At 35.7% G+C, this 14,145-nt stretch carries 12 protein-coding genes and 1 pseudogene; 12 read left to right on the top strand and 1 reads right to left on the bottom strand.

Going from position 1 to position 14,145, the window contains the following annotated elements; translation table 11 throughout:
- Window positions 1–147 precede the first annotated feature (147 nt).
- The 4 genes and pseudogenes from EEI45_RS05895 to EEI45_RS09345 all read left to right on the top strand — a co-directional run bounded on the left by EEI45_RS05895 (window position 148) and on the right by EEI45_RS09345 (window position 3,611).
- Window positions 148–693 (top strand): carbonic anhydrase, encoded by a 546-nt coding sequence (locus EEI45_RS05895; RefSeq protein WP_125164515.1) that lies wholly within the window; start codon window positions 148–150, stop codon window positions 691–693.
- 158 nt (window positions 694–851) lie between these two features.
- Window positions 852–2,435 carry an ABC-F family ATP-binding cassette domain-containing protein gene (locus EEI45_RS05890; protein ID WP_125164514.1) on the top strand — a complete coding sequence of 528 codons (1,584 nt, stop codon included), beginning with the start codon at window positions 852–854 and terminating at the stop codon, window positions 2,433–2,435.
- A 14-nt stretch (window positions 2,436–2,449) separates the two neighbouring features.
- A pseudogene (locus tag EEI45_RS10085) lies at window positions 2,450–3,285 on the top strand (VanZ family protein).
- Window positions 3,286–3,287: 2 nt separating this feature from the next.
- Window positions 3,288–3,611, top strand: coding sequence for a hypothetical protein (locus EEI45_RS09345; RefSeq protein WP_228410246.1), 324 nt, complete (start codon window positions 3,288–3,290; stop codon window positions 3,609–3,611).
- Between the two features lie 68 nt (window positions 3,612–3,679).
- Here the strand turns inward: EEI45_RS09345 and EEI45_RS05880 are convergent, their stop codons facing one another.
- The gene (locus EEI45_RS05880; RefSeq protein ID WP_125164513.1) at window positions 3,680–3,910 is read right to left on the bottom strand and encodes a hypothetical protein; all 231 of its coding nucleotides are present in this window, start codon (window positions 3,908–3,910) and stop codon (window positions 3,680–3,682) included.
- Window positions 3,911–4,081: 171 nt separating this feature from the next.
- Here EEI45_RS05880 and EEI45_RS05875 point away from each other — a divergent pair, with 171 nt between their 5' ends.
- From EEI45_RS05875 to EEI45_RS05840, 8 genes are all read left to right on the top strand, one after another.
- Window positions 4,082–5,383 (top strand): PTS sugar transporter subunit IIC, encoded by a 1,302-nt coding sequence (locus EEI45_RS05875; RefSeq protein WP_125164512.1) that lies wholly within the window; start codon window positions 4,082–4,084, stop codon window positions 5,381–5,383.
- A gap of 3 nt (window positions 5,384–5,386) precedes the next feature.
- The gene (locus EEI45_RS05870; RefSeq protein ID WP_125164511.1) at window positions 5,387–6,424 is read left to right on the top strand and encodes a MupG family TIM beta-alpha barrel fold protein; all 1,038 of its coding nucleotides are present in this window, start codon (window positions 5,387–5,389) and stop codon (window positions 6,422–6,424) included.
- Window positions 6,425–6,491: 67 nt separating this feature from the next.
- Window positions 6,492–7,664: a PTS transporter subunit EIIC gene (locus EEI45_RS05865; RefSeq protein WP_125164510.1), complete on the top strand. Its 1,173-nt coding sequence runs from the start codon at window positions 6,492–6,494 to the stop codon at window positions 7,662–7,664.
- Window positions 7,665–7,685: 21 nt separating this feature from the next.
- The gene (locus EEI45_RS05860) at window positions 7,686–8,528 is read left to right on the top strand and encodes a MurR/RpiR family transcriptional regulator (RefSeq protein WP_125164509.1); all 843 of its coding nucleotides are present in this window, start codon (window positions 7,686–7,688) and stop codon (window positions 8,526–8,528) included.
- 84 nt (window positions 8,529–8,612) lie between these two features.
- Entirely contained in the window at window positions 8,613–9,515 is a 903-nt protein-coding gene (gene murQ, locus EEI45_RS05855; RefSeq protein WP_125164508.1) for an N-acetylmuramic acid 6-phosphate etherase, read from the top strand.
- Between the two features lie 10 nt (window positions 9,516–9,525).
- Window positions 9,526–10,692 (top strand): anhydro-N-acetylmuramic acid kinase AnmK, encoded by a 1,167-nt coding sequence (anmK, locus tag EEI45_RS05850; protein WP_125164507.1) that lies wholly within the window; start codon window positions 9,526–9,528, stop codon window positions 10,690–10,692.
- Between the two features lie 274 nt (window positions 10,693–10,966).
- Window positions 10,967–12,295 (top strand): exopolysaccharide biosynthesis polyprenyl glycosylphosphotransferase, encoded by a 1,329-nt coding sequence (locus EEI45_RS05845; protein WP_125164506.1) that lies wholly within the window; start codon window positions 10,967–10,969, stop codon window positions 12,293–12,295.
- Between the two features lie 68 nt (window positions 12,296–12,363).
- Window positions 12,364–14,136, top strand: a complete 1,773-nt coding sequence (locus EEI45_RS05840; RefSeq protein ID WP_125164505.1) for an EpsG family protein — start codon at window positions 12,364–12,366, stop codon at window positions 14,134–14,136.
- The last annotated feature ends 9 nt before the right edge of the window (window positions 14,137–14,145 follow it).

Genomic DNA, 14,145 nt, shown 5'->3' with positions numbered 1-14,145 from the left:
TAGCACTCTTACCTTAAATACACGAGAAGAATTCTTAATGACATTTTGTGAAGGTTTCATGACAGTCGTTTGTTTCGATGTGGATTCACTTTATAATAAAACACAGAAAATCGTTTAATTTAAAAGATTGCAAGAGGAGAATCGTTTATGAAGCATCAATGGGAAAATTCACTTCATTTATTAAAGGATGGTAATGTTCGGTTTACCCACCAAACCGTTAAAAATTCACATCATTCACAACATGACATGCAAGACTTAGGGGAGGGACAAAATCCTTATGCAATTATCCTAAGTTGTTCGGATTCACGGGTATCCCCTGATATTATTTTTGATTGTAAGTTGGGAGATTTGTTTTTAATTCAAAATGCTGGGAATGTTACGGATGCTTCGGTGTTAGGAAGCATTGAATATGCGGTTGAAAATCTTAAAACACCTTTGGTTGTTGTTTTAGGGCACAGTCAATGTGGAGCAATTAATGCTGCTTATCATCAACTGTCCTTAAAAGGGAATTTGAAAACGATTGTTGATCAGATTCAGGCGCATGTAGTGCAAGAAGGGATTGACATTTCTTCAGCAAATCACGCACGAAAAACAGCTCTTAAAATTGCGGAAAATTCCTCGATTCAACGCCATGATGTAAAAGTTATCAGTGCATTTTATGACATCACTACCGGCAATGTGTCATGGCTATAATGGCTTTAATATCATTTGAGTACTAAATTCACAAAAATTTGCTATACTAGTATGCAGATAAGTAACGTAAAAACCAAGACAAATCTGTCTTGTTTTTATTGTTTATTTATAAATTTACTCTATAATAGGAGTTTGAATGAATTTAAAGGAGAATATCAGTGATTAGTACAAATAATTTATCGTTAATGTTTGATGGCAAGGCATTATTCGAAGAGGTATCAATAACATTTACTGAAGGGAATTGTTATGGTGTAATCGGAGCCAATGGTGCAGGGAAATCAACCTTCCTTAAACTCTTATCGGGAGAACTTGAACCCACAAGCGGTCACATCTCCATTCCAAGTGGCAAACGTCTTTCATTTCTAAAGCAAGATCACTTTGCATTTGATGATTATACGGTTTTAGAGACAGTTATCATGGGGAATGAAAAACTTTATGAAATTATGAAAGAAAAAGAGGTTATTTACGCAAAGGAAGATTTCTCGGAAGCGGATGGTATTCGCGCAGGAGAATTGGAAGAACAATTTGCGGATATGGATGGTTGGAATGCGGAAGCAGAGGTCTTTACACTTTTAAATGGTTTAGGTGTTGATCGTCAATACCATGAAGCCAAGATGGAACAACTCCCAGGTTCGGACAAAGTTAAGGTCTTATTAGCTCAAGCAATTTTTGGTAATCCCGATATTCTTTTACTTGATGAGCCTACCAACCACCTTGACCTTGAAGCAATTCAATGGCTTGAAGAATTTTTAATTAATTTTGAAAGCACCGTTATTCTTGTATCACATGACCGTCACTTTTTAAATAAAACGTGTACACATATTGCTGATATTGATTTTGGTAAAATTCAATTATTTGTTGGGAATTATGACTTCTGGTATGAATCCAGTCAATTAATGCTTCGTCAAATGAAGGACGCAAATAAGAAAAAAGAAGAAAAAATTAAAGAACTTCAAGATTTTATTGACCGCTTTAGTGCCAATGCTTCGAAATCAAAACAAGCAACATCACGTAAACAAGCACTCTCAAAAATTAAACTCGATGAAATGGTACCTTCAAAACGTCGCTATCCATTTATTGAATTTAAACCAAAACGTAATCTTGGTAGTTCCGTATTGGAAGTAAGTGATCTAAGTGCGAGCCTTGAAGTAAAACAACTTTTCACAAATTTAAGTTTCACCATAGGAAATGGTGAAAAGGTAGCCTTTGTGGGTGATCAAGAAATCACAAAATCACGCTTTTTTGATATTATTACGGAACGTGTTCAACCGGATGCAGGATCAGTTCATTGGGGTTCAAGCGTTGATTATGGTTATTTTAATAAAAACTTTGATGAAGATTTTGAAAATGACGCACGAATTGTTGATTGGTTGATGGAATTTTCTGACGAAAAAGACGAGACCTATGTTCGCGGCTTTTTAGGTCGAATGATTTTTGCGGGGGATGACGCATTAAAAAAACTTAATGTTTTATCCGGTGGTGAAAAAGTACGTTGTATGATGTCTAAAATGATGATCATGGGTAAAAATGTGTTGATTCTTGATGAACCAACAAACCACCTTGATATGGAGTCAATCACCGCACTTAATAATGCACTTATTAAATTTCCAGGAACAATTCTTCTTGCCTCACATGATCATCAAATTATTGAAACAACGGCAACACGCATTATGGAATTTAAAGAAGATGGTACTCTAGTTGATTATCTTGGAACCTACGAAGAATATTTAGAACGCAAATAAATTTGAAAGGTTAAATGATGATGCAAACCTATCTCTATCCAATACGAACTGCTTTAATCAGTTTTCCATTCATTGCATTCGCAATTCTAGTTCCATATTTAATGTATGACTATCATAAACATGGGTCGGTATCGAAGTGGCGTGCGTTTGTAGTTTACAGTTTTATATTCTATTTGCTCTGTGCATTTTACCTTGTGATTTTACCGTTACCTGAGCGTGAACATGTTCATACACATTGGCGTGAGATGATTCAACTCATTCCATTTACGTTTGTTTCAGACTTTATCCGTGAAACATCCATGCGTTTCTCAGATCCAAGATCACTTGTTGTCGGATTGCGCGAAGGGGTGTTCACACAACCTGTATTTAATATTGTGATGACACTACCCTTTGGGATTTACCTTCGTTATACTTTAAGTGTGACTTGAAAAAAACATTGATTTTAAGTTTTAGCTTGTCGCTGTTTTTTGAACTTACACAAATTACCGGTCTCTATGGGATTTATCCAGGACCTTATCGATTGTTTGATGTTGATGATTTGATTTTAAACAGTATGGGTGGATTAATAGGTTATGCAATTGCACCCGCAATGACCTATTTCTTTCCTACACGCGAGGCTTTAGATCTCGAATCTGCGGAAAAATCTGTAACGGTAACGTATGTGAGACGTCTTATTGCTTATCTAATAGATAGCGTCATCATGACGCTTGCGATTTCAATCTTTACACTTGGAATGCGTGCGGTAATGCCGGGGGTTCCTCAATATCCAGTATTTGAGTCCGTGACTCATTTTATGGACTTATGTTTTTCTTTTTTGTATGGCCTCTTTCACATCAAGGGTCAACCTTAGGAATGTCTATCGTGCAAATTCGAATTGAAGTAGATGAATCACAATCCAGAGTTAAAGGTATTTTGATGCGTTGCCTTCTTGTATATGTCTTTATGATACGATTTGGCGATCTAAGTGGTTTACTCGTTAAAGGGCTCTCGACATCAAATCCATACATCGATACGCTCACTTCAGTGCTCTATCTTTTAATTATTATGGGTTATTGGATTTTTATGATGATACATGTTCTATCAACGATGTTTCATAGGAATTATCGAATGTTTTATAAACGCATTTCTAAGACACAAATGGTCAGTACATATCCCGATCACAACATAGACGGGTAATATTAAAACATGATATCTTGTATAAAAAAACGTTCACTGCATCCGTGAACGTTTTCTTTTCTTTTTATTTAAATGTATTCATCTGCTTTAACGGTGAACATAATTGCACCCGCCATTGGATCCTTTTTAATTTCAGCTTTAATGCGTTTGCAAGCTTCATCTTTGTCTTCCATATCCGTTTCAAAGTAGAGCTTGATTCCATCTTTCTTAATAAATGTACATTTAGGATCTGTCATTCCTTCAACAATTTTTTGAATTTGCTTTTGCATAATAGGGCTATTAATAATAATTGTATTCATAATTTATACCTCTTTCTACAAAATCATATTAGCAAAATATGGAACCGATTACAATTAAAAACGAATATATTGAAATATTATTCCAATATTTACAAAGAAAGGTTGAAATATATTTTGAAATCGGTTACTATTCATATGTAAGCACTAACAAGTGCAAGAAAGGGAGTTAATATGGAGAAGTTAACACAATTTATAGAAGAGAAGATTGCCCCACCATTAATTAAATTTTCTCAATTGAAATACGTTCAAGTAATGCAACGTACTGGACTTGGAATCATGTCTTTATTAGTTATTGGTTCTGTATTTTTACTTGTTGCATCATTCCCAGTTAAAGCATGGACTGATTTTTTAGGAGATAATCGCTGGGTTATTGCGGCAGCTTCTGGAGTCGGTACTGGATTTATTGCTTTATATACTGTTATCACGACATCTTATGGTTTAGTAGAGTACTACAACAAACAACGCGGAGAAAATCATGATATTGTTCAACCAATGATTCTTGCGGTTGCATCATTCTTACTTTTAAATCCTGCACAAACTGTTACAACAATGGTTGATGGTGTTGAAGGTAAGTTTACAGGGGTTCCATCAACGTATATGGGAGCTCTTGGAGTATTTGCGGCACTGATTGTGGCAATTATTACTGTTGAAATCTATCGTTTCGTTGTTAATAAAAAACTTGTTATTAAAATGCCTGAAGGGGTTCCACCAATGGTATCTCAATCATTTATCGCTCTAATTCCAAGTTTCTTTGTCATTTTATTCTGGTGGTTACTCGGTCATGTTTTCCAATTAAACATTCCAGAATTAATTGCTGGTGTGTTCAAACCATTAGTAGCTGTTGGTGATTCACCAATCGTTGTGATGATCGCAACACTTTTAAACCGGATCTTATGGGCTGTTGGTATTCATGGTTCAAACATTGTAAACTCAGTTGGTGGAACATTCTGGGGTCAAATGTCACAATTAAACCTTGCTGCATTTGAAGCTACCGGAAGTCTTGCAAATTTACCACATACTTATACATCCGTATTTATGGATAACTATATTTGGACAGGATTGTTCCCATTATCACTTTGCTTAATTATGTCTAAATCGCCACGTTTAAGCGGTCTGGGTAAACTTGCATTAGCAGCATCGTTATTCAATATTGGGGAACCACTTATCTTTGGATTACCAATTATGTTGAATCCACTGATGATGATTCCATTTATCTTAAGCTACTTAGTACTTGCACTTGCTGCAATTATTCTAACAACGCTTGGTGTGATTCCTGTACCGGCATTAATGATTTCTTGGATTACACCTGCACCAATTAAAACTTATTTAGCGACAGCTGGAAGTATTCCTGCAACCGTATTCGTCCTTGTTGGATGGGTATTTATGTTCCTCTGCTTCTATCCATTTGTTAAAGCAATGGAGAAAAATGACCTTGCTGAAATGGCTGCTGTAGAAGAAGCGAAAGAAAATTAAATTATGTTAGGTATTTCGAGTTATTTTAAAGATTTAGATTATGGGTATTTGGAAGCTGCTGCTGCCATTGGAGTGAAGTATTTATTTACTTCACTCCATATCCCAGAAGAAGATTTGTCGAAACTTGATCAAGAAATGCCAAAATTCTTAGCAGAAGTAAAACGATTGGGTCTTGAATTGGTACCTGATATCTCCCCCGCAACGTTTGAGAAATTAGGCATTAAGGCCAATGACTATCAAGCATTAAAAGAACTTGGATTTACGTCATTGCGTTTGGATTACGGATTTGATGATTTTGAAATCGTTAAAGCACTTCAAAAAGATTTTGACTTAATGTTAAATGCAAGTGTTGTAAATGAACCGTATATTCTCGATGCTTTGGAAGCGGGTGTCGATTTTAATAACATTTCTGTTTTACATAACTTTTATCCTAAAACAGAGACGGGACTTTCATTAGACTATTTTAAAAAAATTAATGAAGTGTTTATTCGACATAAAATTAAAATTATGGCATTTGTTCCAGGGGATGCGCTAAAACGATTCCCACTTTACGAAGGCTTACCAACGGTTGAGAAACACCGTCAATGTAATCCATATCTTGCAGCTGTAGAGCTCATGCATGATTGTGGTATCACAGATATTTTAATTGGTGATAGTAAAGCACACCTTGAAACATTATTTTATATTGAATCGTATATGAAAGACTCAATCATGCATATACCTGCATTTTTTAGTAAGCATGCACCTTCAATGTATGATAAAACGTTTGAAGTTCGTAAGGATTTATCGGAACATGTTATTCGTATGTTAACACCACGGATTCCGGGAATTCCTGTAATGGATAATGGCGCACGGGTTCGTGGAGCCATTACCATCGAAAACGAATTATCTGGACGTTACAGTGGTGAAATGCAAATTTGTAAGAAAGCATTTCCAATGGATGCTCGAACAAATGTAATCGGATTTATACATCCAGACTATGTTGATCTTGTATGTTCCATTGATCGTTATACTAAAATTAAATTTGTACGCATTGACTAAGAAGGATTCAATCCTTCTTTTTTAAAATATTATTGGTATTATGAGTAATTAGAAGAGGAAGTTGATTATGTTTTTAGAAAAGTTCGTTACATTGGTACAGGGAAGTCGTTCCTTAAATGCAGTTAAAAATGCAATTAATAAAATGGCTTATATCAATATAATTTTAGGTGTTTGTATATTTATCTTTTATCAGTTTGATCAGATTGGGGGAATTACTGATTCAATTCGTACCCAGGCGGTCTTGTTCTACCAATTGTATTGCATTATGCTCGCTGTTTCATTGGCTTATCTTATTGCGAGTGAAACCCTCAATGCAGACATTGATGTAAGTTTTCGAATGAGTGCTGTATTTTTATCTCTGTTACCTGGGATTGTTTTGGTTCCAAAGGGCTACGTAACAGCTTTTCCAATCGTTACGATGATTGTTGTGGTAGCGATATCATATTTTATTAATCGACTGGATCAATTTAAGGTTAAAGGGAAACATGTTCCCCAAGCAGTTACCGATTACTATAATCGATTATGGCCAACGTTCGTCCTCATGCTATGTCTTTTTATTTTTATATTTGTTTTTAACCATTTCTTTCTAGGCCTAGCTAATGTTATTATAAGTATAACCAATGTTTTGAGTGGATTTATTGTAATGCTTTCACTCATCATGATTATTTGTATGTTTTGGATTTTAGGGATTCATGGTGTCGGTGTTATTGGAACATTAATGCGACCTTTTTGGTTCCATATGATGCTTGTGAATGGCTTTATGATTTTTTCAGGGGATTTACCGGTGTATATCGGAACTGAAGCGTTCTTAGGATGGTGTGTTTGGATCGGTGGTTCGGGTTGTACTTTAGGTTTAACCGTTAACCTAATCTTTGCGAAAAGTCGTCATCTTAAGCAACTTGGAAGCGACAGCGTTGTTTCAAATATATTCAATATTAACGAAAATATTATTTTTGGAACACCGATCGTTGAAAATCAATACTTCAGAATACCGTTTTTCGTGGCACCCATAATCACCGGTTCTGTTGCGTATTGGTCAATGAAGTTGGGTTTTGTAGCAATCCCAAGTATTGTTGCGCCATGGGTGATACCAATGCCATTAGGTTTGTTTATTTCAACCCTTGGTGATGTACGATCACTTGTCTTATCATTACTCTTAATTGTGATTACGACAGCAGTTTATTTCCCGTTTTTTAGAAAGTATGATCAATCGTTGGTTAAACAAGAACAGGATAATTAAAATATCATAGGAGGATTTTAGATGAGTTGTATTTATAGGATAAAAGAGAATATGCACACTTATACTGATACAGAAAAGCGCATCGCTGAGTATATACTCGAAAATAAAAATGAGGTCGTTAATTTTTCGTCTCAGCATTTTGCGAAAGAAATTAATTCGTCAGCGGCTGCCATCGTTCGTTTTTCCAAAAAAATAGGGTATAACGGATTTACTCACCTAAAAGTAGAGCTTGCTCGAGATCATAGTGAAGAAGAACAATCGTTCGATAAACTCATTAAAGAAGAAGATACGATTGAAACAATGGTACGAAAATCACACTATAGCAATCACCGAACATTTGATAATACTTACAAACTCTTAAATTTAGAAGTGTTGGATGAAGCGATTGCGGCAATTAGCAATGCACGTCGTATCTATTTATTGGGTATTGGTGGTTCAGGGATTGTATGTCAGGACCTTTATCACAAATTTGTGCGGATTGATGCGGATGTTGTGTATTTTGATGATTTCCATTTAGAAATGTCGTCATTAACTCATATAACTGAAAATGATGTCACGATTGCATTATCGTATTCAGGTCAAACCCGTGAAATTATTATGGCTCAAAAACTTGCACAAGAAAAAGGTGCGACAACGATTGCAATTACTCAAGTCGGTCGTAATGAGCTGGCAAAGAATTCCGATTTCGTCATTAATATACCGAAAGAGGAGTCAGAAGTGCGTTTGGGATCAATAGCTTCACGTTTTTCGATGCTCGCAATTTCGGATTTACTTTACTTAGGCGTCGCCAAAAATAATATTGAAGAAACACGTCGTAAGATCGTAAATACACGGGATACGATCAAGTCAATCCGGAATATTTAAATTTATTTCAAGCATTAGTGAAATAAATTTAAATATCATTTCAAAGCAGGTATAATAGATATACAATGAAATGAGGACAGATATATGAAAATCGATTTATCAAAAATTGGAACTGAACTTCAAAATCCAAATACTAAAAATATTGATCGACTCGATACCGTTGAGATGGTAGCTTTGATTAACAATGAAGATCAACGTGTCATTGATGCAGTGGGTGAACAGACTCACGAAATTGCAGCTGCAATAGATGCAACCTATGAGGCTATTGCTCAAGGTGGACGCCTTGTCTATATGGGTGCAGGTACATCCGGTCGTCTTGGTGTTCTTGATGCATCAGAATGTCTTCCAACTTTTGGTGTTGGTGAGGAATCTGTGGTTGGTATTATTGCTGGTGGAGATACTGCATTAAGGCATCCAGTTGAAGCGGCTGAAGATGATGAAATGCGTGGTGTTGAAGATCTAAAAGCCCTTAATTTTTCTAAAAATGATATCTTATGTGCAATCGGTGCGTCAGGACGTACGCCCTATTGTATCGGCGGACTTAAATACGCTAAAGAACTTGGGGCACAAACCATTTCTGTTGCATGCGTTTCAGAAAGTAAACTCGCTGCATATGCAGATCATCCCATTGAAGTGGTAGTTGGTCAAGAAGTCATTACGGGTTCTACACGCATGAAATCTGGTTCTACAACTAAAATGGTATTAAACATGATTTCAACCGGAGCGATGATTAAACTGGGCAAGGTCTACGGTAATCTTATGGTCGATGTAAAAGCAACCAATGCAAAACTTATTGAGCGTGCGCGTAGTATTATTATGAATGCGACCGGTTGTCCTTATGACCGTGCAACAGACTTGTTAGATTTAAGCGACCAGAGTGTTAAAGTCGCAATTGTTATGGAACTTTGTAACCTTGAGGTTGAAGATGCTGTGCAACTTTTAAATCAAAATCAAGGTCATATTGCACGTGCTCTAGAAAATAAGTAGCGTGAAAAATATGGAAACTAAATATGCGGTTGGTCTGATGTCGGGGACATCACTTGATGGCATTGATGCAGCTTTAGTTAAAATTCAAGGTTCTGGTATTGATACTACATGCAAATTAATCCATTTTGTAACCCTTGAAATACCGGAACAATTACGTCAACGTATTTTAGATGCCAGTGTTCCTGAGACATCACGAATTGATGAAATTTGTTCACTTAATTTTGAATTGGGAGTGCTCTATAACGAAGCTACAACGAAGGTGTTAAGTGAGACTAACTTTAAAGGTTCATTAGACTTTGTAGCGTCTCATGGCCAAACACTTTACCACCTTCCAATCCCACAGAATCATTTTTTGAAATCAACGCTACAAATTGGGGATCCATCAATGATTGCTTTCCATCATAAAGTGCCAGTTGTTTTTAATTTTAGAGTCATGGATATTGTGGCTGGAGGGGACGGAGCCCCACTGGTTCCATATCCTGAGTTTTTAATTTATCGTGAAAAAACACAGACCGTCTTGCTTCAAAATATTGGTGGAATTGGAAACGTTACCGTAATTCCAGCAAATGCACATCTCGATGATGTCTTTGCCTTTGATACAGGTCCGGGTAATATGATGATGAATGCGGCTACGGCTCATTATTATCAAGAACTCTACGATGAGAATGGCACCCATGCCCGAAAGGGTTTGTTAATCGACGAACTCTATCAATCACTGATAAATCATCCCTACCTTAAGATCGAACCGCCCAAATCCACAGGGCGTGAAATGTTTGGTGAACGAATGGTCTCTGAATTCTATAAAGAAGGTTATGATCCAGATGATGTAATTTACACCTTGACGAAGTTTACTGCCTACTCGATTACAAATGCATATAAACAATATATTATGCCTAAACACACGATACATAAAGTAATTATTGGCGGTGGGGGCGCTTATAATCCAGTATTACTTGAAGAAATTCGTTTAATGTTACCAAAAGAGATTCAAGTTTGTACTCAAGAAGATTTAGGGTTTTCAAGCGATGCGAAAGAAGCCATTGCGTTTGCCATATTGGGGAATGAAACATTAGCAGGAAAACCAAGTAATGTTCCTTCGGCAACAGCCTCAAACGAACGTATGATCCTTGGGCAAATTTGTCCGAATCCCTGGCCAACTGAAACAGAATCAAATTGATTCTGTTTTTTTGAATTCTTTCTTAACAATTAATGAAGACAGCCCTACAATATTGAATCTAACACGTCAAAATGGTATAATTGACAAGGATAAATAGGTTATCTACTGCGTTTTATACAAAATTATTCCATTGAAACTTGATTCAACCCATTCAATGGAATTTATTGTGAAAACACTTTATCTATAACGTATTTGATTACTAAAAATATAAAAATGTTTCTATATGAAAACGAATTTGTGTTTTACGGGTAGTAGTTAATAATTAGGAGAAAATATGAGTAAAAATCTAAAGTCATTAGTAATTGTGGCTCTAAAGGGATTTATCTTTGTGTTTTTAGCAGCGGTATTCTTTTATCTCTTTGGAAAAGAAAATATTGCGCTACAAAATTGGTCAAGAACAGCGGTCATTACCGGATCAACCTTTATCTTGATTGGAATTTTAATGCTTAAGGTTTACGGACCTTTTGAAATTGGTATTAAGAAAAGCAAACCAATTATCTATAATTCTACGATTGCGATTATCTTGACAGATTTAGCAACGTTTTTTCAATTAATGGTTATGAATACAAATCCAAACAACAATCAATCTTTTAAAATTGAACAATTGGATTTACTTTTTTATACCATGATCATTCAAATTGTAGGCATTGTGGTCTTCGCTTATTTAGGTAATTACATCTATTTTAAAATGTATAAGCCATCACGAACGATTATAGTCTATGATAAAAACGATCAGGAAAGTTTACCGAAGGTTAATCACTATTTGGAACGTTTTAAGCTTCAGTATGATATTTTGGGGTGTATTACTGTTGATGATCCAAATTTAGAAGCGATGCTTTTCAATGTTGATTACGTAGTGATCTTAGAAACACCTGTAAGTGAGCGGAAACGTCTCGTTGATCTATGCTATAAACATCAATTGAATTTTATGTTTGCGCCATCAATTTCAGATATTGTGGAGCTTTCAGGATTTTCGATGGTTGTAGATGATAAGGCGATGGTTGAAGTTAACATACAAGGCTTATCCTTTGAACAGCGGGTATTGAAACGTATTTTAGATATTTTTGTTGCGGTAATCGGAGCGATAGTCTCGTCACCAATCTGGATTATTGCGGCAATTGCAATCAAACTTAATGACGGGGGTACCATTCTTTTCAAACAAAAAAGAGCAACAATCGATGGCCGTATTTTTGATGTTTATAAATTCCGTACGATGAAAGAAAACGTTGAAAATTATTCAGCTACAGAACACGACGATCGGATTACGTCTGTTGGGAAAGTACTTCGAAAAATTCGAATGGATGAACTTCCACAACTTATTAATATATTAAAAGGGGAAATGAGCATTGTCGGACCGCGTCCTGAAATGCTTGAAAATGTCGATTCGTATCAAAAAGTTTTACCGGAATTTGCTTACCGTCTCAAGGTGAAAGCGGGCTTAACAGGTCTTGCTCAAATCGAAGGTAAGTACAATACATCTCCAAAAGATAAACTTCTTATGGATCTTATGTATATTGAAAACTATTCAATTTGGACTGACTTTAAATTAATTCTACGCACCGTCGTCGTGATATTTAAAAAAGACAGTACTGAAGGATTTTAAGCTCGAATAAGTCTTAGAGAATGTATCTTTAAGACTTATTATTTTATATTATTTTATTGGAGGTAATTATGTACTATTTCGCACTGATTTTTCCTTTTATTGTCAGTTTTTTACCTAGATTGACAAACAAGCAAAAATTTTATTTGGCAACAGTTCCGCTTTTCATTATTGTTATTTTTAGAGTAGGGGTAGGAACGGATTATTTTTCCTATGAATATCTCTATAATCTTCAAAATGTTTCAACATTTGGAAAAATGTTAGACCACCAAAGCAACATTGAACTCGGGTTCCGAATTTTTATTTTTATCTTTAAATCTATCGGACTTCCATTCCAATTTTTTATTGGATTCTTTGGTGCAGTTACACTTGGTTTTTTTGTAAAATGGATCGATGATACAACAAATGCGTCACTTGTGTCCTTAATACTCTTTATTGGGATGTTTTTCTTTGTTTGGAATTTGAGTGCAATACGACAAGGACTTGTTATGGCCGTCGCATCGTATTACTTTTTTAATCCACAGAAGCATTTGTCGAAGAAGCAATCGCTGTTATTAATCGCTGTGCTTGCATTATTCCATATATCCGTATTGTTCTATATTCCAGTGATTTATTTAGCGCGTAATGTTCAATGGAATAAGAAAAACCTTCTTATTCTTTTAGGTGTCTCGTTCCTCTTTGCATTTATTCCATGGCAACGTGTTTTAGCGCATCTTCCATTTATTCCCGGTTCGAAGAAAATAATGGGATACATTGATGCGAAAACACAGGTATTAAATTTCGCTGGGATCGTCCGCATTGGTTTTTCCGCAATAATTCTTTATCACTACGATAAAATCACAGATACCGTATTTAAAAAATATCTTGTGGATGCGACATTGCTGGGCTTCGGTGTCTATTTCTGCCTCAAATTTTCCGAATTAATTGCTGGTCGTACGACGATTTATACCTTTATCCTCTGCATTGTTGTGTTTAAATACATTCTCGATTACTATTTCTTGAAAGACTCCCGGATTTTGAATGGCTTCATTTATACAGGACTTGCATGCTTCACGGGGTTATTTCTTTACAAAGATATCAATGCTTATATGCATCAATCTAATTATCGAGGAACAAACAAACTCTTACGTTTTAATACCATTTTCAATCGTCCAAATTATGATGATTATGATAATCGCTTTGCTTATCTCACAATTCGACGTGATTGTAATGACGAACGTGATGAACTTTTAGATGCACAGGCTTCATTACCGATTTCATCGAATTATCGTGAGGATTTATCTTATTATGCAATGTGGGATCATGAGTCAGAGCTCTATGGAATCTTAGGGACTGATCGCACATGGATTGTTGAACCAAGCTTTAAACGAAAACCCACAGTCTATGGATCACTTGTTGCATATACACCTAATGATGACTTAAAACAAGCTTTTAAATCGACTGAATATCTCGATTTAACCGGCGCTGAGGTGACTGAAGAACGGATTCAGTCAGCATTAACAAATGACGCTTCCGAACGTCAAGAAATTACTACACAACCACTTGAAGTAAAATCTTATGATGTTGAGAATTTACCGGAAAGCATTCTTAATATGTTCCCTTATAGAGATGAAATTATCAGCGTAAAATATGTGGAATTTGATAAACCTTATACCTATAAAATTCTTGATTTGGAGTACATCGATTATCATTTCTTTCTTTATGTTAATGAGTCGTTTGAGCCAATTGTCCCCGTTTTAAGTAACGATTTTTATCGAATTGCACCCGATGGTGTGATCACTGTAGATACGTATTGTCGTCAACGCCTTTACAATAAAGATGGTTCTTTATTGTGGCAATATTAAGGAGGTCCT

It is taken from the genome of Erysipelothrix piscisicarius (assembly GCF_003931795.1).
Lineage (GTDB): Bacteria > Bacillota_I > Bacilli_A > Erysipelotrichales > Erysipelotrichaceae > Erysipelothrix > Erysipelothrix piscisicarius.
The sequence above is the reverse complement of the archived record's forward strand: the minus strand, read 5'-3'. Positions and strand labels throughout refer to the sequence as shown.

Coding starts and splice junctions, on each gene's coding strand:
- EEI45_RS05895 (WP_125164515.1), top strand. CDS start 148: ATGAAGCATCAATGGGAAAATTCACTTCATTTATTAAAGGATGGTAAT.
- EEI45_RS09345 (WP_228410246.1), top strand. CDS start 3,288: ATGTCTATCGTGCAAATTCGAATTGAAGTAGATGAATCACAATCCAGA.
- EEI45_RS05880 (WP_125164513.1), bottom strand. CDS start 3,910: ATGAATACAATTATTATTAATAGCCCTATTATGCAAAAGCAAATTCAA.
- EEI45_RS05875 (WP_125164512.1), top strand. CDS start 4,082: ATGGAGAAGTTAACACAATTTATAGAAGAGAAGATTGCCCCACCATTA.
- EEI45_RS05870 (WP_125164511.1), top strand. CDS start 5,387: ATGTTAGGTATTTCGAGTTATTTTAAAGATTTAGATTATGGGTATTTG.
- EEI45_RS05865 (WP_125164510.1), top strand. CDS start 6,492: ATGTTTTTAGAAAAGTTCGTTACATTGGTACAGGGAAGTCGTTCCTTA.
- EEI45_RS05860 (WP_125164509.1), top strand. CDS start 7,686: ATGAGTTGTATTTATAGGATAAAAGAGAATATGCACACTTATACTGAT.
- murQ (WP_125164508.1), top strand. CDS start 8,613: ATGAAAATCGATTTATCAAAAATTGGAACTGAACTTCAAAATCCAAAT.
- anmK (WP_125164507.1), top strand. CDS start 9,526: ATGGAAACTAAATATGCGGTTGGTCTGATGTCGGGGACATCACTTGAT.
- EEI45_RS05845 (WP_125164506.1), top strand. CDS start 10,967: ATGAGTAAAAATCTAAAGTCATTAGTAATTGTGGCTCTAAAGGGATTT.
- EEI45_RS05840 (WP_125164505.1), top strand. CDS start 12,364: ATGTACTATTTCGCACTGATTTTTCCTTTTATTGTCAGTTTTTTACCT.